This window comes from Glutamicibacter sp. BW78 (genome assembly GCF_002332245.1).
Lineage (GTDB): Bacteria > Actinomycetota > Actinomycetes > Actinomycetales > Micrococcaceae > Arthrobacter_H > Arthrobacter_H rhombi_A.
Window position 1 is genome coordinate 74,276 of the sequence record NZ_NRGU01000030.1, and the last position, 19,478, is coordinate 93,753.

Annotated in this window: 18 protein-coding genes; 9 read left to right on the forward strand and 9 right to left on the reverse strand. The window is 64.8% G+C overall.

Features of this window, described 5'->3' with window-relative positions; translation table 11 throughout:
* Nucleotides 1-5: 5 nt before the first annotated feature.
* Complete coding sequence (locus tag CIK75_RS04730) at nt 6-998, reverse strand: stage II sporulation protein M (protein WP_096223314.1); 993 nt, start codon at nt 996-998, stop codon at nt 6-8.
* 113 nt (nt 999-1,111) lie between these two features.
* Here CIK75_RS04730 and CIK75_RS04735 point away from each other — a divergent pair, with 113 nt between their 5' ends.
* Nucleotides 1,112-1,912 carry an RDD family protein gene (locus CIK75_RS04735; protein ID WP_096223315.1) on the forward strand — a complete coding sequence of 267 codons (801 nt, stop codon included), beginning with the start codon at nt 1,112-1,114 and terminating at the stop codon, nt 1,910-1,912.
* Between the two features lie 19 nt (nt 1,913-1,931).
* On the opposite strand, the gene ahcY is transcribed toward CIK75_RS04735, so the two are convergent.
* From ahcY to CIK75_RS04750, 3 genes are read right to left on the reverse strand one after another with little or no spacing between them, the layout of a single operon-like run.
* Nucleotides 1,932-3,416: an adenosylhomocysteinase gene (gene ahcY, locus CIK75_RS04740; RefSeq protein WP_096223316.1), complete on the reverse strand. Its 1,485-nt coding sequence runs from the start codon at nt 3,414-3,416 to the stop codon at nt 1,932-1,934.
* A gap of 2 nt (nt 3,417-3,418) precedes the next feature.
* Nucleotides 3,419-3,622, reverse strand: a complete 204-nt coding sequence (locus tag CIK75_RS04745; protein ID WP_096223317.1) for a hypothetical protein — start codon at nt 3,620-3,622, stop codon at nt 3,419-3,421.
* Nucleotides 3,623-3,639: 17 nt separating this feature from the next.
* Nucleotides 3,640-4,056 carry a DUF3499 domain-containing protein gene (locus CIK75_RS04750; RefSeq protein ID WP_087000491.1) on the reverse strand — a complete coding sequence of 139 codons (417 nt, stop codon included), beginning with the start codon at nt 4,054-4,056 and terminating at the stop codon, nt 3,640-3,642.
* 106 nt (nt 4,057-4,162) lie between these two features.
* Between CIK75_RS04750 and CIK75_RS04755 the strand changes: the two genes are divergently transcribed.
* A complete protein-coding gene (locus tag CIK75_RS04755) occupies nt 4,163-4,687 on the forward strand; it encodes a metallopeptidase family protein (RefSeq protein ID WP_087000489.1) in 525 nt (174 codons plus the stop codon).
* Between the two features lie 19 nt (nt 4,688-4,706).
* Here CIK75_RS04755 and CIK75_RS04760 read toward each other — a convergent pair whose 3' ends face one another.
* The 3 genes from CIK75_RS04760 to CIK75_RS16480 are packed head-to-tail and all read right to left on the reverse strand — an operon-like array spanning nt 4,707 to nt 10,329.
* Nucleotides 4,707-6,308, reverse strand: a complete 1,602-nt coding sequence (locus CIK75_RS04760; RefSeq protein ID WP_096223318.1) for a DUF5719 family protein — start codon at nt 6,306-6,308, stop codon at nt 4,707-4,709.
* Nucleotides 6,305-9,754, reverse strand: coding sequence for a glycosyltransferase family 2 protein (locus CIK75_RS04765; RefSeq protein ID WP_158225897.1), 3,450 nt, complete (start codon nt 9,752-9,754; stop codon nt 6,305-6,307). The genes CIK75_RS04760 and CIK75_RS04765 overlap by 4 nt, the downstream gene beginning before the upstream one ends.
* 26 nt (nt 9,755-9,780) lie before the next feature.
* Complete coding sequence (locus tag CIK75_RS16480; protein WP_096223320.1) at nt 9,781-10,329, reverse strand: WhiB family transcriptional regulator; 549 nt, start codon at nt 10,327-10,329, stop codon at nt 9,781-9,783.
* A gap of 308 nt (nt 10,330-10,637) precedes the next feature.
* On the opposite strand from CIK75_RS16480, the gene CIK75_RS04775 reads away from it, so the two are divergent.
* Nucleotides 10,638-11,399, forward strand: coding sequence for a TIGR03089 family protein (locus tag CIK75_RS04775; RefSeq protein ID WP_096223321.1), 762 nt, complete (start codon nt 10,638-10,640; stop codon nt 11,397-11,399).
* Nucleotides 11,400-11,456: 57 nt separating this feature from the next.
* Here CIK75_RS04775 and CIK75_RS04780 read toward each other — a convergent pair whose 3' ends face one another.
* Complete coding sequence (locus tag CIK75_RS04780; RefSeq protein WP_096223322.1) at nt 11,457-12,020, reverse strand: GtrA family protein; 564 nt, start codon at nt 12,018-12,020, stop codon at nt 11,457-11,459.
* Between the two features lie 191 nt (nt 12,021-12,211).
* Here CIK75_RS04780 and CIK75_RS04785 point away from each other — a divergent pair, with 191 nt between their 5' ends.
* From CIK75_RS04785 to manA, 4 genes are all read left to right on the forward strand, one after another.
* On the forward strand, nt 12,212-13,402 hold the full coding sequence (locus CIK75_RS04785; protein WP_096223323.1) for a 5-(carboxyamino)imidazole ribonucleotide synthase: 1,191 nt from the start codon (nt 12,212-12,214) through the stop codon (nt 13,400-13,402).
* The gene (gene purE, locus CIK75_RS04790; protein ID WP_096223324.1) at nt 13,399-13,935 is read left to right on the forward strand and encodes a 5-(carboxyamino)imidazole ribonucleotide mutase; all 537 of its coding nucleotides are present in this window, start codon (nt 13,399-13,401) and stop codon (nt 13,933-13,935) included. The genes CIK75_RS04785 and purE overlap by 4 nt, the downstream gene beginning before the upstream one ends.
* Before the next feature lie 3 nt (nt 13,936-13,938).
* On the forward strand, nt 13,939-15,606 hold the full coding sequence (locus CIK75_RS04795; RefSeq protein WP_198962392.1) for an LCP family protein: 1,668 nt from the start codon (nt 13,939-13,941) through the stop codon (nt 15,604-15,606).
* A gap of 98 nt (nt 15,607-15,704) precedes the next feature.
* The gene (manA, locus tag CIK75_RS04800; protein ID WP_096223325.1) at nt 15,705-16,964 is read left to right on the forward strand and encodes a mannose-6-phosphate isomerase, class I; all 1,260 of its coding nucleotides are present in this window, start codon (nt 15,705-15,707) and stop codon (nt 16,962-16,964) included.
* 49 nt (nt 16,965-17,013) lie between these two features.
* Here the strand turns inward: manA and glpX are convergent, their stop codons facing one another.
* Complete coding sequence (gene glpX, locus CIK75_RS04805) at nt 17,014-18,090, reverse strand: class II fructose-bisphosphatase (RefSeq protein WP_087000471.1); 1,077 nt, start codon at nt 18,088-18,090, stop codon at nt 17,014-17,016.
* Nucleotides 18,091-18,169: 79 nt separating this feature from the next.
* Between glpX and CIK75_RS04810 the strand changes: the two genes are divergently transcribed.
* Together CIK75_RS04810 and CIK75_RS04815 are read left to right on the forward strand one after the other, a co-directional pair.
* Nucleotides 18,170-18,775 (forward strand): DUF4245 domain-containing protein, encoded by a 606-nt coding sequence (locus tag CIK75_RS04810; RefSeq protein WP_158225898.1) that lies wholly within the window; start codon nt 18,170-18,172, stop codon nt 18,773-18,775.
* Between the two features lie 34 nt (nt 18,776-18,809).
* Complete coding sequence (locus CIK75_RS04815) at nt 18,810-19,448, forward strand: carbonic anhydrase (RefSeq protein ID WP_087000467.1); 639 nt, start codon at nt 18,810-18,812, stop codon at nt 19,446-19,448.
* Nucleotides 19,449-19,478: the final 30 nt, after the last annotated feature.

Genomic DNA, 19,478 nt, shown 5'->3' on the forward strand with positions numbered 1-19,478 from the left:
AGTCGTTAGGCGACGGCCGCGGTGGCGCCGGCGTCGTAGGTTCCTAGATCCCCGGTGAATCCTGCGTTGACGGCCCGCCGACCCAAGACCAGCGTGTAGGTCCAGTAGCCGGCCAGGACCATCAGGCCGATGCCCAGGCGGACCCCATGCGGCAACCCGCTGGGGGTGACGAATCCTTCGACCAGCCCGGAAATAAAGAGCACCACGACGAGCCCCAGGGCCACCGTCATCAACGATCTGCCTTCCACGGCGAGGGAACCAATCCTGGTTCTGGCCCCGGGAGCCACCCACGCCCAGAAGATGCGCAGGCCAGCAGCGCCGGCGATGAAAATCGCCGTCAGCTCCATGAACCCGTGCGGCAGGATGTAGAGGAAGAAGGTGTCAAGCTCACCCAGCGAGGACATCAGCCCCCCGGCCATCCCCACCGATACGGCGTTCTGGTAGAGCACGAAGGGCACATACAGCCCCGAGATTCCGAAGGCCACACACATTCCGGCGATGAGGGCGTTATTCGTCCAGACCGCCCCGGCAAAGGAGGCGGCGGGGTTCTCCGAGTAGTAGTCAACAAAATCATGGTGCACGTATTGCTGCAGATCGGCATCGGAGCCCATCGCCTTGAGCACGCTGGGGGTGTGGGCAGCCCAGAGTCCGGCGGCAAAGGCGATGGCGATGAACACCAACCCCAGCACGATGGTGAGCACCCGGATCCTGTAGAAGGCCGCCGGCAGCGTGTAGACGAAGAACGTGGCGATCTCTTCCAGCACAGGGGTCCTGGCCCCCGTGAAACGGGTACGTGCCCGCGAGATCCTGGCGGAGAGGTCGGCAGAGACGACGGCATCGGGTTCGATCGATCCGACCATCGACAAATGGGTCGACACGCGTTCGTAGAGCCCCAGGAATTCGTCGGATTCGGCACCGGTCAGTCGACGCCTGGAGGACAGGACGTCAAGGCGGTCCCACTCCTGCCGATGAACGGCGACAAAGGCATCAAGATCCACGATCCCAGCCTAACGTGGGGGTGTCGGCTAGATTGGGATGACGGCCGCGTTGCGCCGGGTCAACCCCGGCACCGGTCGGGCGTCCGATCACCCAGCCTCGACGGAGGGATACCGTGAGCACGATCATCACCGGCGAGGCAGTCGTCCTGCAGTTGCGTCCCGCCAGTTTCGTACTGCGCGCCGTGGGATGCTTCATTGACTATCTGGTTTATCTGATCGGTCTGGTCGCTTCGCTGGTCCTGCTCGAGAAACTCGCTTCCGGTTTTGACAGTGCGGCCATCCGCGCGGTGGTCATCATCGTCGTCGTGCTGTGGATGGTGGCTGTTCCGGTGCTGGTGGAAACCCTGAGCCGCGGGAAGTCCTTGGGCCGGCTGATCATGGGGTTGCGCATCGTGCGCGATGACGGCGGTTCCATCCGTTTCCGCCACGCCTTCATCCGGGCGATGCTCGCCCTGCTGGAGGTCCTGGCACTTTTCGGTTCGCTGGCCTTGCTGGTCTCTTTCGCCAACGAACGCGGTAAACGTCTGGGAGACATGCTCGCCGGCACCTACTCGATGCGCGAACGCCGCGAACGTGTGGCCCCGTTGGTGCTTCCCGTGCCCCAGCAGCTGCGTCCCTGGGCCGAGCTGGCCGATGTGGGGCGGATCCCCGATCCCCTGGCGGCACGTATCGCCCGCTTCATCCGTCAGGGCCCTTCCATGGCTGCGGCCTCCCGGGAGCAGGTCGCCGCCACACTGGCCTCGGACCTTCAGCCGTATGTTTCCCCCGCGCCACCGTTTGGCTGCCCACCGGAACAGTTCCTGGCGGCCGTGGTCGCCGAACGGAGGGAACGCGACTACCGGCGTCTGAGCGCCGTGGCAGAACGCCAACGCACGGTCCGCGAGCGTATCCACCGGCTGCCTTTCGGCAACTGACCGGCGATCTGCCGGTTCCCTAGTATCGGTAGTGCTCGGGTTTATAGGGCCCTGCGGGATCCAACCCCAAATATTCGGCTTGTTCCGTCCTCAACTCGGTCAATTCAATGCCGAGGGCGTCGAGGTGGAGGCGGGCGACCTTCTCGTCAAGAATTTTTGGCAGCACATAGACCTGTCGTTCGTAGGCTGGATCTGCGCCTTCATCGGTGCCCCGCTGCCGACCGAAGAGTTCGATCTGTCCGATCGTCTGGTTGGCGAAGGAATTGGACATGACGAAGCTGGGGTGGCCGGTGGCGTTGCCCAAGTTCAGCAGGCGTCCCTCGGACAGCACGATGATCGAGCGTGCGGTATCGGTTCCGCCGTCAAAGACCCATTCATGGACCTGCGGTTTGATCTCGACCTTGGTGATGCCCGGCACCGCGGCGAGCCCTGCCATATCGATTTCATCGTCAAAGTGTCCGACGTTGCCCACGATGGCTTTGTCCTTCATGGCAGCCATGTCTTCGGCCCGGATAATCCCCGTCCCACCGGTGGTGGTGATGAAGATATCGCCTTGGCCGATGACCGACTCCAGCCGGGCGACCTGGTAGCCATCCATGGCGGCCTGCAGCGCGCAGATCGGGTCGATCTCGGTGACCATCACGCGTGCGCCTTGGCCCCGTAGCGCCTCCGCCGCCCCCTTGCCCACGTCGCCGTACCCGCAAACCACTGCCACTTTGCCGCCGATGAGCACGTCGGTTGCCCGGTTGATGCCGTCGGGCAACGAGTGGCGGATGCCGTATTTATTGTCGAATTTGGATTTGGTGACCGAGTCGTTGACGTTGATGGCGGGGAACAGCAGTTCCCCGGTTTCGGCGAGTTGATAGAGCCGGTGGACCCCCGTGGTGGTCTCCTCGGTGACTCCCAGGATTCCTGCGGCGAGGCGGGTGAACTTGCCGGGGTCTTGCGCCAATGAACGGCGCAGCACGTCCAAGACGATCGTGTATTCCGCGCTATCGGCTCCAGTTGCTGCCGGAACAGATCCTGCGGCCTCGAAGCCGACCCCCTGATGGACGAGCATGGTGGCATCTCCACCGTCGTCCAGAATCAGGTTCGGGCCCCGAGCGGGGTCGGTATCTGCTCCCGGCCACGAAAGGATCTGCTCGGCGGTCCACCAATACTCCTCCAGGGATTCGTTTTTCCAGGCAAAAACCGGCACCCCCTGGGGGTGTGCGGCACTCCCGGACCCCACGACGACGGCTGCTGCTGCCTCGTCCTGGGTGGAGAAGATGTTGCATGAGGCCCAACGGACCTGGGCGCCCAAGGCGGTGAGCGTCTCGATCAGCACTGCCGTCTGGACGGTCATGTGCAGTGACCCGGAAATCCGTGCCCCGGCCAGGGGTTGGGCGCTGGCATATTCGGCCCGCAGGGACATCAGGCCAGGCATCTCGTGTTCGGCGAGCCGAATCTGGTGGCGGCCGGCCTCGTGCAAGGAAATATCGGCGATCCGGTAGTCAAAGCCCACGGCTAGTTCACCTCCGGGGTCCGGCTGATGCCTTCGGCCGGGGAGGGGCCCAGCATGACAGGGATTCCTTCGTGCACGGCGTACCGCGGGGTGCTGCCGTGCTCGTCGAGGGCGGTGGCGACCAACGCGTCGCCGTCCTGGGTGAGCGTCGAGCCGGTGACCGGGCAACGCAGGATCTCAAGGAGCTGGGGTGTGATGTGGGCCATGGGCCCAGTTTATGGCTTTAGCGTGGTTCACGCAGAATACGTAGAGGCCCTCGTCCGTTGTCCGTGTCCTCCGGCGGGTCCAGGGGTGTTGGTGCGGTGCGAGCCGAGATGGAATTCGTCGGACCGCTTTCGGGTTCGACGAGGGTCTCCCGGCGATCCGTCGCCGGTGGGCGGGGTTCGGACACCGCGTCGGCCAAGGCGGAGAGTTCATCGGAAGCCACACGGGGTGCTTCGGGAAGTTCCAGGCGCAGGACCTGCCAGCCACGCGGCACGGTCAGTCGGTGGGCGTGCTCGCTACATAAGTCGTAACAGTGCGGTTCGGGGTAGGTGGCCAGTGGCCCGAGAACGGCGGTGGAATCGGCGTACACAAACGTCAGGGTCGCGATGGCCGAGCGGCCACAGGCGGAGCGTGAACAAAGTCGAAGGGATCCCACGAGAAAACAGCTTACCTGCCGTGCCCTCGGCTACGCCCCAAGCAGCCGGGCATGGCGGGAAACGGTTCCCCCGCCCACGTCGAAGATCTTCGGTAGGCTCGGTGTCATGGCAGAAGGTTTCACGGTGCGGTTTGAAGATCCCGGGACGGCGAGCCGCCCCGCTGCGCGGGCAGACACCGAGACGAATTCCGGAGCGTTCCTCCGCCGTCGACGCAACCGGCATGGACGCGGTCTGCGCGGAAACCTCATGCACCCCGGGCTGCCCGGCTCACGGACCCGCGCCGAACGCTTCGAGGATCTCATCGCCGAATCCGCCGAACGTCTCGAATTGTTGTGGGGCCAGCCCATCGCCTCGATGGAATTCACGACAGAGCTCATGCCGCGCAGCACCTCGTTGGACTATTCCGAGGCCTCGGGACGTCCGGTTCCCCTGGGCAGGTCATGGGGGGCCACCCCGCGCCGCCTCGCCCGGGTGACCATCTACCGGCGCCCCGTGGAGGAACTGGCTGGTTCACCCATGGTGCTCCCCGAAGTCGTCCATCTGGCCGTCGTCGAACAGGTGGCCGAGCTTTTGCTGCGTGAACCCGAGGAAATTGATCCCGATTACCACCCGTGGGAGGGCGGCTTCTAGCGCCTCGCCCTGCCGAGGCTCAGTAGCGCAGGTCCACGCTGATATCCGTGGCACCTCGGGTGGCCGGCGGAAGCGGAAGAACCGAGACATCAGTTTTCCCGTGGGTGGCCAGCAGGCTGCCGTAAACGGGATCCCCACTGGCGCTGAGGGTCACGGCGACCACGTCCTGTCCCAAGGAATCGATGCTGCGTTCCACGCTGTGGCCCTGATCCACCTCCACGGTGACCGCCTTGCCGACCTTGCCGTCGGAAGTGACCGGACGCAGGTCGATGCTCCCGGCCCCGTCCCGGGCCAGGAAGAGGAAACGAGATTCGGCCCCCTCGGGGACGACGACGAGATGTTCGCCACCCAGCCGGTGTGCCGCACCAGCCCAGGCAGCATCGGTCCGTTTTTTGGCCTTGGTTCCCCGGGTCATGCGCACGGAAGCAGCCACCGGCTCCTCCGAGTCCACGATGGCCGTGTAGTTCCCTGCCTTGACTCCGGTGAGATGCACGCTGGTGGTGGCACCGGCTGGGGCCGTGTATTGGCCGTCGCGGGGCAGGTCCACCGGACCGTCCTTGCCCACCAGTCGGACCTTGACGTTTTGATCGCTGGCCCCGGGAACGGTCAGATCCAAGGTCGGGGCGGCGTCCTCGTACCCCTTCTGCGAGATGATGTCCTTCTGGGTCTTAGCGTCCTGGATGAGGATCCCGGGGACGACCTGGTGTTCATCGGGGGTAGCCGCCGGCTCGATGAAGTCCACGCCTCCCGGCGTCAGACCACGCAGCGTGCTTTGTTGGATGATGGCGCTGACCGGTGCACCGGTGGACGTGGCCTTGACGGAGAGTGATTTCTCCCCCGACGCCATGCCGCCCAAGACGATCGACGTCGACTCCCCCGGGGCGATGATGATGCCGCGGGCGTTGCCCGCCTCGATAGGGCCCTTGGAACCGTAGAGTTCCAGATCGACGGTGGACGGGGAGGCCGACGGGTTGGCCAGGGTCAGCAACGCCGTGCTGCCGACCGTGGTCGAGGCACCCGTGAGCCACTGTTCGTTCGCCGGGACCTGACAGTTCGCCGCCGCCAGCCCGGCCAAATCGCCGTCACCGGCAACGTAGCTGCGCACTGCCCCGGCAGTGGACTGCCGGCCGCCCAGCGGTTGGACGCGCAGGTTCGCTGCCGACGGCTCGCTCACACCGGAGGCTGTCTTGGCTTTCCGGCCGGTGAACCCGTCTTCACCGGTGGATTGATCTTCGCTGGCCTTCTCGTCCGAGAGTCGCTTGGACAAGGTGCGCACCGTCGTCCCGTCGAGTTTCTCCACCGCGGCACCGGGGAGGCGCTCGGCGGCATCGGAGAGCACCGTTGAACGGATCATCGTCTTTTCAGAGTCCGAGGCGGCAGCGAAAGCCGGGTCGGTGCCTTCTCCTGCAGCACCATCGACCAACCGAGCCGTCGCCGCGCACTGGCCCACATAGTCCCCCGCGGGTACCGAGACACGCGGAACGGCCCCAACCTCGGGTGCCGAGAGGGGGCCGTTGAGCGAACCCACGGCAATGCCGCCGCCGGTGGCCACCAGCAAAACAGCCCCCAGTGAGGCCGCTGCGGCGCGTCCGCGGCGCGGTAAGCGGTTCTTCCGGGTCATGACTTGTGCTCCTCAGCTACTGACGTGCCCTCCAACGGGGCATCGCCGTCGTCCTCGTCCTGCAGGTGTTCGCCGTCGGCATCATCAATATCCCACACGGATTCGGCGCTACCCGTCGTCCTGAATTCCTCCACCCGGCGGGCAGCGAACCGGCGGGAGGCAGGGATCGGGATGACCAGCAGCAGGGTCCCTGCGAAGACCAGGACCATCAGAATTCCTAGGGGCAGGGACCAGGGCGCCGAATAGCCGATCGATAGTTCTCCGGCTCCGCTGGGCAGTTTGAACGCCTGGGCCCACCCGTTGGTGGTGGACTCGAGAGCCTTGCCGTCGTAGGTGGCTTCCCAACCGGGGTCGGCCCGTTCTGCCAACACGACGGTGCGCCCCTTCGGGCCGTTGGGTAGCGCGTGGGCCTGCACGCGGGCCGCATGGGATCCGATGAGTGAGGTGGTCTCGCCCTCGGCATCAAGCAACCTCACACGGGCGGTGAATTCGTTGGGGGTTTCGGCGTCCTTGATTTCGGTGTCGGGGGTCACCCGCCACAGCCACCCTGCCTCGGTGTAGCCAACGGGGGCCAGTCCCGGAACACCGTCAAGACGGCCAGCCAACGTGGAAACACCTTCGGGGACCTGCAGCACCACGAAACTGACTCCGAAACGGGCCAGTTCCGGCCGCGGGTCGATGGCTTGGCCCGAGGCCAGTCCGGCCACTGTGCTGCGGAGGTCTTTTGCTGAATCGTCGTCCGGTGCCGCCTGCGGATCGGTGAGTGTTCCCGTCAGCCGCGAGCTGGCGGAGACTGCTGAGAGTTGGTCCAGACTCATCCCCGAACCGCTCATCAACGTGGCGCTCATGGCCCCGTCGTTGCCCTCGGGAGCCAAAACGAGGGTGCGTTCCTGCAAGGGCGAGTTCCCTCGGTCTGCTGCCGTCGCGGGAAGCGTGCGCGCCGCAACGGGGAGTACGGCTTGCCCCAAGCCCAGATCCGACGTGGCGCCGGATTCGCCCGCCGCCGCATCCGCGGTTCCGACCGTACGGGGGGCCAGCCACAACGTGGTGGCCACCGTGGCCGAGGCCAGGACCAACACCACGGCTGCCGCCATGGCGGGGCCGGCGATCACCCGCAGCCTCGAGGTCTTGTGGATCCTGACGCTACGCATCCAGTCCAGGCCACCTGCGGCTGAGAGGAGGACGCCGAGCATGAAGACCGAAACGAACGGACCGGTGAAGGGAGTGACCTCACGGCCGGCGGTGACACCAAAGGGAAGTGCCTGCACGGCGTATCCGGTGGCCAGGGTCAGAACACCGGCCACCCAGGCGGTGCGGATGATCGCGCCGCGCCGGCCACGGCGTAGCAAACCGACGATGGCCAGCAGGAGCAGTGGAACACCCACGATGAGGGCGGCGATGAACGCCCACGGGCCAGGGAGCAGGTTCGCTGCCCATCCGAACCCATTGGCTCCCGCCATCGGGTCGAATGCCACGGGGAAGCCCAATGCCTGTTGCCACAGGTCCGCCGCCTGGAACGGCTGGACGACCCCTGGATCTGCCAGCAGGACCCGCGGGTTGTTCAGGGCAGCCGGAACACTTCCCAGTGCGAGGACCAGCGACGGCACCGGAACCCACCACAGGGTCCGGGCCCGGCGGCCCAAAGGAATCGCGAGCACCACCACCAGCACGACAGCCAGCGGCAGCAAACTCGGGGAGGCGGCAGTGACTGCCGCCAGGGCCAAGGCTGCCCCGGCAGCAGCGGTCCACGAGGGGACTCCATGCAAACCCGCCTTCGACGGCGGATCCGCTGGGGACGGGACGGCGTGCTGTTCGGTGCGCGGTCGGCCGGCGCCGACGGCACGGATCACTCCGAGGCCGACCAGCGGGACGAGGACGTGCACGGCGATGGCACCTGCCCGCCCCGAGCCCAGGGCAACTTGCAGTGCCGGGGCTAGCGCCCAGACGAGGGCGCCGAGTAGCCGGGCGGCCCGGCTCGCCGTCACCGATCCGAGGGCCAGCCAGGCGAAGAGTGCCGCCAGCGGCATGGCCGCCAGATACAACACCACGATGGCGGTGTTGGGGGTACCGAACCCGAGCAGCGAGAGCAGCCAGAGCACCAGGTCGAAGGGATCACCATGCCCCGGCATCCCGGTTCCCAGGTCCTGCCACCAGCCGGTGGCGTGGGCCCAGATCCCTGAGAGTCGATCGCTCACCGGAAGCATCGATCCGCCGGCCAGTGCCCCGGAACCGAAGACGCTCCGTAGCCCCAGGAGGGCGACGACGGCCGTGGCCAGAACCGCAATCACGGCGCTGACCGAAGAGCTGGTGCGGTTCGGGGCAGCCAATTCCGCGAAGTCGTCGGAACTGTCGCCGGAGGGATTGGACGCCTCGGCCGTGACCCCTGAACCGTCGCCGAGGACCGTTGAGGTGCCTGCGGCCTGGAGGAGGTTGCGTCGGTGGGCCCACACTTCCCGACGTGGGACCATCAGCGGGCGGACCAGCGAACGGGAGACCTTCCGGGTCCGGCGGGCCCCGCGACGCGAACCGCGGAGGGCTACCGGGGAGAACACTGCGGTCAGGGTGCTGCTCAGTTGCCCGAAGCCGAAGGCCGGGTCCTTCGCCACCAGTGAGATGAGTAGCCGGAAGAGGGAACCAAGGATCGCGCCGAGGGCGACGAAGGGGACCTTCCAGGCGGCGGCGTGCTTGAGCCGCAAATAGACCTCGGCCCGGCGGCCGGCCAACGGGCCAGCGATGGAGCGGACCTTATCGGGAGCGTGGAGCATCTTGGCCGTCGGGACGACAACGACACGGTTGCCGGCCAGCCGGTTACGCCAGCATAAGTCCAAGTCGTCGCCGAGTCCGGGCAGGGCTGGGTCGAAGCCGCCTAGATCCTCCCAGACGTCCCGGCGGACCAGTAGGCCTGCGGAATTCACTGCGAAGCGGTCGGAGCGGGAGTCGTATTGCCCCTGGTCGAGTTCGTCCACATCGATCATGGTCAGGCGTTCGCCCCAGCGGCTGATGCCCAACCCGACGTCCAGCAGGCGGCGCGGTTGATCGCGGTCCAGTTGCTTGCAGCCGGCAATGGTCACCGCTGGGGAGGTCTCCACGACCTCGAGGAGCGCCTCCAGGGCACCGCTGTCGGGGGCCGAGTCGTCATGGATCAGCCAGATCCAGTCCTGGATCTCGGGGTCCACGGTCGGAAGGTTTCCCGACGTCGTCGGGTCGCCCGCGCGGCGAGGGAGCGCATCCTCGCCGGTCACGCCCGCGCGCACCGAGGCGCCGAATCCTCTCGCCCGTGCCTTGACCAGCGGGCTGCCGGCCGGCAGCGAGTCGGTCAGGATGCGGGCAGAGTTGTCCTGGGAACCTGCGTCGACGCCGATGAAGTGATCGACCGGCCGGGTTTGGGTTGTCAGCGCTTCGAGGGTTGCCGGAAGGAAGCTCTCCCCGTCGTGCGCAACGACCACGGCCGTGACGCGTACTTGCGAATGAATCAGACCGCTCGCTTCCTCAGCCGACGGCGCTCACGCTCGGAGAGGCCGCCCCAGATACCGAAGCGTTCGTCATTGGACAGCGCATACTCCAAGCATTCGGAACGAACGTTGCAGGCACCGCAGACCTTTTTTGCGTCACGCGTCGAGCCTCCCTTTTCGGGGAAGAAGGCTTCGGGATCGGTCTGGGCGCATAATGCTTCGGTCTGCCAGCCGAGTTCTCCCTCGTCATCTGCGCCGGGGTAGCCCGGCATGCCGAGCCACAACTGCTGCTGCGGGTCCACTTCGGCGGGAGCCGTCTGGGCGGGGCGCTCCACGGGCAGGTCACGCACCGGAGCCAGGAGGGCCTCTGGAGTCTCAACATCGGACTCGTGGGCGGCCAAGAATGCCGTGGCCTGGTCATCGAGGTCCAGTCCGGCGGCCCGGTAGTTCTCTGCCGCCGCATCGTCTGCGGGATCGAGGAACCAGTCTGCGGGGACTCCACGAGAGCCGTACCTCTTTGACGCCTGTTCGGCTTGGCTGGGATCGTAAATGCGCTCTGCGTTCCCCATGGTGTGCGCCCTTCCGCTGGTTGGCTGTCTCTCTTACACCGGCCACCTACCCGACCTGTCGAACGGTAACCGTCCGTCCTACGTCTGGTCGCGTGAGCGGCCACGGCTTAGTCCGTGGTCTGGAAAAAGCTGCTTCTCCTACTAATTACAATGGTGTAACTCACCGACGTCAAGTGGAGGCGGTGATTCTATAGATGGAAGCCTTCCGATCCATGTCGCAACACGCCCGATATATGAGTGTACCGATGGGCGTGTCCGACAGTTCCCCGGATTATCAGGGTTTTCACAGGTTTGAGAGGATTGAGTCCATGACCACCGATACCGATTCGTTAGATTTTACAAACCGATTGCTCTCCAGACACCGGGACTCCGCCTCCCCGCTGCTGACCTGGTACGGCGATCCCGGTGAACGCGTGGAACTGAGCGGCCATGTTTTCGACAACTGGGTCGCGAAATCGGCGAACCTCCTCGTCGAGGAATTCGACGCCGGTCCCGGGACCAGGATCTTGCTCGATCTGCCGGCTCACTGGAAATCTTTGGCGATCGCGTTCGCCATCTGGTCTACCGGCGCCGAACTCATCCTTCCGGTATCCGGCACCGAGAGCCCGCTCCACGAGTGGGCCAGCCACCACCACGGCACGACGGGTTCCCCCGATGTGGTGCTCACCGGCAACCCCAGCACGGCCACCGAGGTCTTCCCCGCCGCTGAGGTCGTGGCCGTTGGGCTGGAGTCCCTGGCCTTGTCCTTCCCCGGGGAAGTTCCTTCGGGGTGCCTGGATTACGTGGCCGAGGTTCGCGGTTTCGGAGACTACTACTTGGCTGATCCGGTACCGGCTGCCGCCCCGGCGTTGACCGCCGATGACGGTACCGGGGACTTGGACTATGCACAGCTCTTTTCCCTGCCCGCAGCCCACGGCACGGCCCTGCTGGGCCCCGTCACCGACCTCGGCACGACGTTGCGGGCTGCCGTGGCCCAATGGCGGGGGGATTCACCGCTGGTGCTCCTCGGCCCCGGGGCCTCCCCCACACAGCGGATGCTCGACGATGAACGCGTGGAACGACACCTTTAAAGACAACCGCCCCGCCCCGACGATGTCATCGCGGGGCGGGCCTGACAGCTTCGGAACCTAGTGCGCTGTGGGGTTGGGGTCGCCGCCTTCGCGCGGCATCCCGTCTTCCTGAGCCATGCTGGCGGTTTCGGGGTGACCGATCAGGTCATGGTCTTGGTTGAAGCCCGGCTCGTTGTCTAGCTCTTCGGTGAAGACCCAGAAGCGGTATGCGAAAAAGCGGAAGATCGTGCCCAACACCAGGCCGACGACCGACCCGGCGATGAACAGGCTGGTCGAATCGGTCAGACCGATCCAGTATTTGGTGACCCAGACGCAGGCCGCGGCAATGAACAAGCCGATGCCGTTCATGATGATGAACAACACCAGTTCGCGCACCACTGAAGCCCGGCGGCGATGCCTAAAGGTCCAGTAACGGTTGGCGACCCAAGAGAACATGGTGGCGACGATCCCGGCGACGATCTTGGCCTTGACCTCGGAACCGTGCATCGGCCCGTTCATCATCCACAGGAAGATCGACGTATCAATGATGAACGCCACACCGCCGACGACGCCGAATTTCATGACCTCTCGCCACAGCATGGTGAAAAGGCCTTGGCATTTTTTCGCCAACTCGTTGAGCATGTTCCTCCACAGACGGTGTTCAGTGCGGGTAAAAACCCCGAGATTCGGGGCTCCAGCAGGAGCCGGTCCACTGCGTCCGTGACGCGGCCAGCTCCCCATTCTATCGGCTGCAACTCAAAGTTTCCTCATAATCCCCCGTTCAGGGCCCCGTCACGGCCGATGGACTGGTCTCGGTTCGGTACCCTGAAGAGGTGAATTTTCCTGTGATTGGCGTGGTCGGTGGTGGCCAACTTGCCCGAATGATGGCCCCTGAAGCAACGAACCTCGGTTTTGACCTGAGGGTTTTGGCCGAGGGGCCAGAGGTCTCGGCAGTCGCTGCCGTCGCCCAGGCCCCGGTCGGCGACTACCGGGATCTGGAAACCCTGCGGGAGTTCGCCGCCGGCGTCGACGTGATCACCTTCGATCACGAGCATGTCCCCAACGAACACCTCAGGGCCCTGATCGACGAGGGGATTAATGTCCAGCCCCGTCCCGAAGCCCTGATCCATGCCCAGGACAAGCTGGTCATGCGGGCTGCCATCGACCAGCTCGGACTACCGAACCCGGTGTGGGCCCGGGTCGCTTCGATCGAGGAGCTCATTACTTTTGGTGATTCCACCGGATGGCCCGTGGTGCTCAAGACCCCACGCGGCGGATACGACGGCAAGGGGGTGCGGATGCTCGACGATGCGGCCGCAGCATCCGAATGCGCCGACTGGTTCGCCGCCGGAACCGACTTGCTGGCCGAGGAGAAGGTTGATTTCAGCCGGGAGCTCTCGGCTCTCGTGGCTCGCACCACCTCGGGTGAAGCCCGTGGCTGGCCTGTAGTGCACACCATCCAGGTTGACGGGGTCTGCGACGAAGTCATCGCCCCGGCCCCCGGACTGGACCCGGCCACTGCTGAGGCGGCCCGTGAAGCGGCACTGAGCATCGCGGAGGCTTTCGGCGTCACCGGCGTCATGGCTGCCGAACTCTTCGAAACCCCCGGCCGCGGCCCGGGATTCGTCATCAACGAACTGGCCATGCGCCCCCACAACACCGGCCACTGGACGATGAACGGTTCGGTGACCAGCCAATTCGAACAGCACCTGCGCGCCGTGCTGGACCTCCCGTTGGGCGACACCAGTGCATTGGGCGAGGTGACCGTCATGAAGAATTTCCTCGGCGGGGCGAACCCCGAGCTCTATTCAGCTTTCCCTGCCGCTTTGGCCGCGCAACCCCGCGTCAAGATCCACGTCTACGGCAAGTCCGTACGGCCCGGCCGTAAGATCGGTCACGTCAACCTCGTCGGCGCCGCCGGCCAGACCGTCGACGATGTCCGCCGCACCGCCACGCAGGTGGCAGACATCATCCGCGACGGGGCCCCGGGGCCGGCCTCAACCGAAGGAGCCCGAACCGCATGAACACCGCGAAGCCCCTCGTCGGTGTCGTCATGGGTTCCGACTCCGACTGGCCCGTCATGCGCCTGGCAGCCGAAGCCCTCACGGAATTCGGCATCCCCTTCGAAGCCGATGTCGTCTCGGCCCACCGCATGCCCGACGAGATGATCGACTATGGCAAAACGGCTCACGAACGCGGTCTGCGGGTCATCATTGCCGGTGCCGGCGGCGCCGCCCACCTGCCGGGGATGCTCGCCTCCGTCACTCCCCTTCCGGTGATCGGCGTGCCGGTCCCGCTGAAGACCCTCGATGGCATGGATTCGCTGCTGTCCATCGTGCAGATGCCCGCAGGGGTACCGGTGGCCACCGTCTCCATCGGTGGTGCCCGCAATGCCGGGTTATTGGCCGTCCGCACCTTGGCCAGTGGTACCGATGAGCTGGCCACCAGCTTGCGTTCTCGTCTGGTCGACTTTGCGGACGAACTCCGTCAGCAGGCCTCCGCCAAGGGAGACCGCCTCCGCCAGCGTCTCACCGAGGAGATGGGGCTCGGTTCCTGACCCATGAGCAAACAGACGCCGCGTTTCTCCCCCGCACAGAATCCAGTGCGGGATCCCGAACACGCCTCCGCACCGATCCGGACCAAACGGGCTTTCTTCCTACTGGCCCTGACCGTTTTCATTCCGGGTGGGGCGCAGGTAGTGGCCGGCAACCGGACTCTGGGGCGCCGGGTCCTGACGGTTACCCTCACCTGTTGGGCGCTGATCATCATCGGCCTCGTGGTCGCCCTCATCAACCGTGGAACCGTTATCGAGGTTCTGGCCAAGCCGGTCATCCAACTGATCCTCGTCATCGTCCTGCTGCTGTTGGCCGCCGGATGGATGCTGATGTTCATCAATACGTTGTTGATCATCCGGCCGCGTTTATTGACTCCGGCCATGCGCGGCGTTGTCGCGGCGTCAACGGTCGTCCTGATGGTTCTCACCGGAGGCGTTCTGGGCTACGGTGCGTTCATACTCAACACTGGCCGGGACACCATCCAGAATGTCTTTGCCTCGGGTCCTTCCATGGACCCCGTCGATGGGCGCTACAACATCCTGTTGATGGGTGGCGACGCAGGGGCCGGAAGGACGGGGCTGCGGCCCGATTCGATGGCCGTGGTGAGCATCGACGCGAAATCGGGGCGAACCGCGATGATCTCCATTCCTCGTAACCTGCAAAATGCTCCGTTCCCGAAGGACTCTCCGCTCCACGACGTCTACCCCCGCGGTTTCGACTGCGGCGATGAGTGCATCATCAACGCCCTCTACCCCACGGTTGAGGCCGATCATGCCGATCTGTATCCGGGCAAGGCCAACCCGGGCGCCGAGGCGATGATGGATGCCGCCACCGGCATCACGGGCATCGATGTCCAGGCGTACGTGGTGATCGATATGGACGGGTTCTCCACCTTCATCGACGCCATGGGCGGGGTCACCGTTGAGTCCGGAGGCTGGGTCCCCTATAACGCCAAGAAATGGCCTGGGACGCTCGTGAACACCCATTGGTTCTCCCCCGGAACGAAGAAATTCACCGGCAAGCAGGCACTCTGGTTCGCCCGCTCACGTGATTTCACCACCGACTACCACCGCATCCGCCGCCAACAGTGCTTGCAGCAGGCGATGATCAACCAGTTCAAGCCCTCCACGGTGTTGACCCGGTTCTCCGACATCATGTCCGCAGGTGAGGATCTACTCGAAACTGACATCCCACAGTCCCAACTCGGCAGTTTCCTCAACCTCGCCAATAAGGCCGGCAAGAACCCCTTTAAGCGCCTCACCCTCGGCGCCCCGGACTTCGGCACCACTTCCGACCGGTTCTCCACCTTCCCCGACTACAGCCAGATCCATACCCGTGTCGACGGGCTGCTGGAGGAGGCCACCGATGCTGGCGCCCGGGCGGCTGCTGACAAGAAATCAGCTGCCGCCGCAAAGAAGAAGTCAGCGTCGGCCGATAAATCCGCCTCCGGGGAGACGAAGTCAGCGTCGGCGGCGCCCACCAAGCCTGCCACCGACGCCAAGTCGGCGGTTCCGGAAGCCATCGAGGGCAACACCGATCCCACGGCGGTTCCTTCCACGCAGCCGGATGGCTCCCCCATCACCGAGAAGTATCTGGTCCAGCTCGAAATCAACGGACAACGCACACTCATCTCGGAGATCGCAGCCAATAACAACGAGTGCAGCGCACCATGACCCGCATCGCCGTCCGACGACGGAGGTACCGGGGACCTAGCGCACTGGCCTAGATTGGGTGGTAGCGCCCCGTATCGACCCAGCTGCCAAGGAGCCGAATGTACCGCCTGAGCAATACCGTCAGGGACTATCCGTGGGGATCGTCCACGGCCATCGCCGAACTCATCGGAGCCGAGGCAACGGGGGGCCCCGAAGCAGAAATGTGGATCGGGGCACATCCCGACTCCCCCTCGAAGGCCAGCCACCCGGACGTCGACGGCACGACTCCGCTCAATGAGCTGATCGCCACCGACCCCACCCTCTTTCTCGGTGAGGAGACGTCCACCCGCTTTGGGCGGCTTCCGTTCTTGGCGAAGATCCTCGCCGCGGAAAAACCGCTCTCCTTGCAGGTCCACCCCACTCTGGAGCAGGCCCGTGCCGGTTTTGCCGCGGAGGAGGAAGCCGGCGTCGACCGTTCGGCACCGCACCGCAACTACAAGGACGACAACCACAAGCCCGAGCTCCTGTTCGCGCTCACCGGGTTCTCGGCCCTCTGCGGGTTCCGGGCCGCGCACGAGTCGGCGGCCCTCTTCACCTGGTTGGCCGAAACAATCGAGGCGGACCCCGAGCTCACCGACGAGAACGGCAGTGCCGTCCTCGCGGCCCGACATACGGCCACCACCCTGAGCCAAGGCGATCTGCGGGGGGCATTCACCGACTTGCTCTCCGGAGGCCAAGACGTTGTCCGTCTCGTCGGGCTCGCCAGCGCGGCCGTTGCTTCAGGCCGCCAGACGGTTCCTGATACCGGTCTGGCGGAGCTGGAATCGCTGAACGGTTTCTACCCCGGCGATCCTGGGGTCCTCGTCTCGTTGATGCTCAACCACATCACCTTGGAACCCGGGCAGGCCATCTACCTTCCTGCGGGAAATATCCACGCCTACCTGCGGGGACTGGGGGTGGAAGTCATGGCTAGTTCAGATAACGTCTTGCGCGGCGGGCTGACCGGCAAACATATCGATCTACCTGAACTGATGGACACGGTTGACTTCCAAAGTCTGGGCGTCCCGTATCTGGAAGCCGCGAAGAACATGCTCGGCCAGGAGATCTACCGGCCGCCCTTCGACGAATTCCAGCTCCAACGCATCGCGTTGCCCGGTGATGCCCTGCTGGCCGGAGAGGACGTTGCCGTCGCCCAGAACGGCCCGGTGACACTGATCTGTGTGTCCGGTGACCTGCTGCTGGATTCGCCTCGTGGTGATCTGCAACTGACTCGCGGGGAATCGGCGTTCATTCCCGCTCACGAAGCTCCGGTGGTGGCCAAACGTCTCGGCGAGGGACCGGCCGTGGCGTTCGCCGTGACCACCGCCGAAACGAACTAACCCGCAAGGCTCGTGGCCTCACGGGTTAGCTTTTCTCGGGCTCAATCGCCTATCGGGTGTAAGGCTCCCACTTGCGTGACTGGTGCTCGCCCTCGACGGTCCGGATCGTCCCGGATTTCGAACGCATGACGATCGAGTGCGTGAAGATCTTGTCGTTCTTGTAGCGCACTCCGGTCAGTAGATCGCCGTCGGTGATGGCGGTCATCGCGAAATAGCAGTTGTCACTGGTCACCAGATCGTTGGTGGACAGCACGCGATCCAGATCGTGCCCGGCATCGATGGCCTTTTGCTTCTCCTCGTCATCGGTGGGCCAGAGACGGCCCTGGATGACGCCGCCCAGCGAGCGGATGGCACAGGCAGTCACGATGCCCTCGGGGGTTCCCCCGATGCCCATCAACGCGTCGACACCCGAGCCCTCACGGGTGGCCGAGATGGCGCCGGCGACATCGCCGTCCATGATGAACTTCGTGCGGGCCCCGGCATCGCGGATCTCCCGCACGAGCTTGGTATGACGTTCACGGTCCAGCACACAGACGGTGATCTGGTTGATCGGCTTGTTCTTGGCCTTGGCGATCAGGTAAAGGTTCTGCTTCACCGGCAGGCGCAGGTCCACCAATTCGGCGGCCTCCGGGCCGGTGACCAACTTCTCCATGTAGAACACGGCCGACGGGTCAAACATGGAACCGCGTTCGGCCATGGCCAGGACAGCTACCGAGTTGTTGATGCCCAGTGCCGTCAGGCGGGTCCCATCGATGGGATCAACGGCGACATCGACCTCGGGCCCGGTACCGTCCCCGACGACTTCGCCGTTGAAGAGCATCGGGGCTTCATCCTTTTCGCCTTCTCCGATCACGACGGTCCCGGTGACAGACACGGTGGAGAGCAGCGAACGCATGGCGTCGACGGCCGCACCGTCTGCCGAGTTCTTGTCCCCGAAGCCGACCCAGGGGCTGGCGGCTATCGCGGCAGCCTCCGTGACACGTACCAGCTCCAAGGCCAGGTTGCGGTCCGGTTCGGCATCGCCGACGGACAGTCGGGGGGACAGGTGGGCAAAATTTGTGGCTTCTGTCACGGTGTTCCTCGTCGTCGAGTGGGTGTGGGTGCCATGGGCAACGCCTTCGAGCATATCCGCTGAAACGACGGATGGGGTGGTGATGACCGACACCGCGTCATCCACGGTCCCGAAAATCGGGGACAATGGAGGCGTGAGTGATGCACCCCAGACGCCCCCAGATGCCGAAGAACCGCAGGTAACACCTGTCTTGACGCCCTCCCAGTCCAAACGGGCCAACCAATCGCTGAAGGGCATGATCATCTCCGTGCTGCTGACGGTTGCCGTTGCGGTACCGGTCATCGCCCTGAATCCGCCGAGCAACGACGATAAGTTCACACCTGACGTGAACGTCTCCGCGGTGGCTTCCCAGGCCGGCCAGGCAGCCGATTTCACACCGGTAGCCCCCGCAGTGCCCGCGGACTGGTACCCGAACTTCGCGCGCTGGAATTCCGGAAGCGCCGACAAGATCGACTACTGGGAAGTCGGTTATGTGACGGGCGACGAGGGCTTTGTCTGGATTCGTCAGACCGCCGATGCCACACCGGGCTGGATCGCCAAGATGAGCGAGGACGCTACCGAGTCCGGCACCGTAAAGGTCGACGGGACCACGTGGGAGTCCTACACCCGAGAGGCAAACGTCAGTTGGGTTCGCAAGACCAAGGAATCGACGCTCATGCTCAGCTCCGATTCCGGCGATGAAGTGCTCCAAAAGGCCGCCCGGTCCGTCATGAAGGACCAATCCAACTCAACGCAGTAGCGGATCTGCGCCGTGCCGGATGTACTCTTTTTTCATGTCTGCTGAATCTCTTGAGTCCGAATCCGCACCTCTCACCCCGGCCCAGGCCTGGACCAAACTGCGTGAGGGCAACGCCCGCTTCGTTGCCGGATCCACCAACCACCCGAACCAGGATTCTGCCCGTCGTTCGGCCCTGGTGAATACCCAGCATCCCTTCGCCGTCATCTTCGGTTGCTCGGATTCACGACTGGCCGCCGAGATCATCTTCGATGTCGGCCTCGGTGATGTGTTCGTTGTCCGGACCGCCGGGCACGTTCCCGACGATGCCGTGCTCGGTTCGCTCGAATACAGTGTTGCCCTGTTGGATGTCCCCCTCATCGTGGTCCTGGGCCACGACAGCTGCGGCGCCGTGACAGCGACGATGGACGCCTTCGAGACCGGGCAGATGCCCCCCGGGTTCATCCGGGATCTCGTCGAGCGCATCACCCCCTCGGTCATCACCGCCCAACGGGCAGGGGTCACCGATGTGAATACGACGGTCGAGGAGCACGTCAGGCAGTCCACTCACCGGTTGGTTGAATCCTCCAAGCTCATCTCGGACGCCGTCGACGCCGGTGAGACGGCCGTCATTGGCGTGACCTACCGCCTCGAAGAAGGCAAGGCAGAAATAGTGACGGGATTCGGCGCACTCTAGGTCATGGTGTGTCCCAGATGACGCCGCCCG

What these genes read in the sequence shown, in the direction of transcription:
- CIK75_RS04775 (WP_096223321.1), top strand. Translation starts at nt 10,638, where the DNA reads ATGACCACCGATACCGATTCGTTAGATTTTACAAACCGATTGCTCTCC.
- CIK75_RS04815 (WP_087000467.1), top strand. Translation starts at nt 18,810, where the DNA reads ATGTCTGCTGAATCTCTTGAGTCCGAATCCGCACCTCTCACCCCGGCC.
- CIK75_RS04755 (WP_087000489.1), top strand. Translation starts at nt 4,163, where the DNA reads ATGGCAGAAGGTTTCACGGTGCGGTTTGAAGATCCCGGGACGGCGAGC.
- glpX (WP_087000471.1), bottom strand. Translation starts at nt 18,090, where the DNA reads ATGCTCGAAGGCGTTGCCCATGGCACCCACACCCACTCGACGACGAGG.
- CIK75_RS04760 (WP_096223318.1), bottom strand. Translation starts at nt 6,308, where the DNA reads ATGACCCGGAAGAACCGCTTACCGCGCCGCGGACGCGCCGCAGCGGCC.
- purE (WP_096223324.1), top strand. Translation starts at nt 13,399, where the DNA reads ATGAACACCGCGAAGCCCCTCGTCGGTGTCGTCATGGGTTCCGACTCC.
- CIK75_RS04795 (WP_198962392.1), top strand. Translation starts at nt 13,939, where the DNA reads ATGAGCAAACAGACGCCGCGTTTCTCCCCCGCACAGAATCCAGTGCGG.
- CIK75_RS04780 (WP_096223322.1), bottom strand. Translation starts at nt 12,020, where the DNA reads ATGCTCAACGAGTTGGCGAAAAAATGCCAAGGCCTTTTCACCATGCTG.
- manA (WP_096223325.1), top strand. Translation starts at nt 15,705, where the DNA reads ATGTACCGCCTGAGCAATACCGTCAGGGACTATCCGTGGGGATCGTCC.
- CIK75_RS16480 (WP_096223320.1), bottom strand. Translation starts at nt 10,329, where the DNA reads ATGGGGAACGCAGAGCGCATTTACGATCCCAGCCAAGCCGAACAGGCG.
- CIK75_RS04745 (WP_096223317.1), bottom strand. Translation starts at nt 3,622, where the DNA reads ATGGCCCACATCACACCCCAGCTCCTTGAGATCCTGCGTTGCCCGGTC.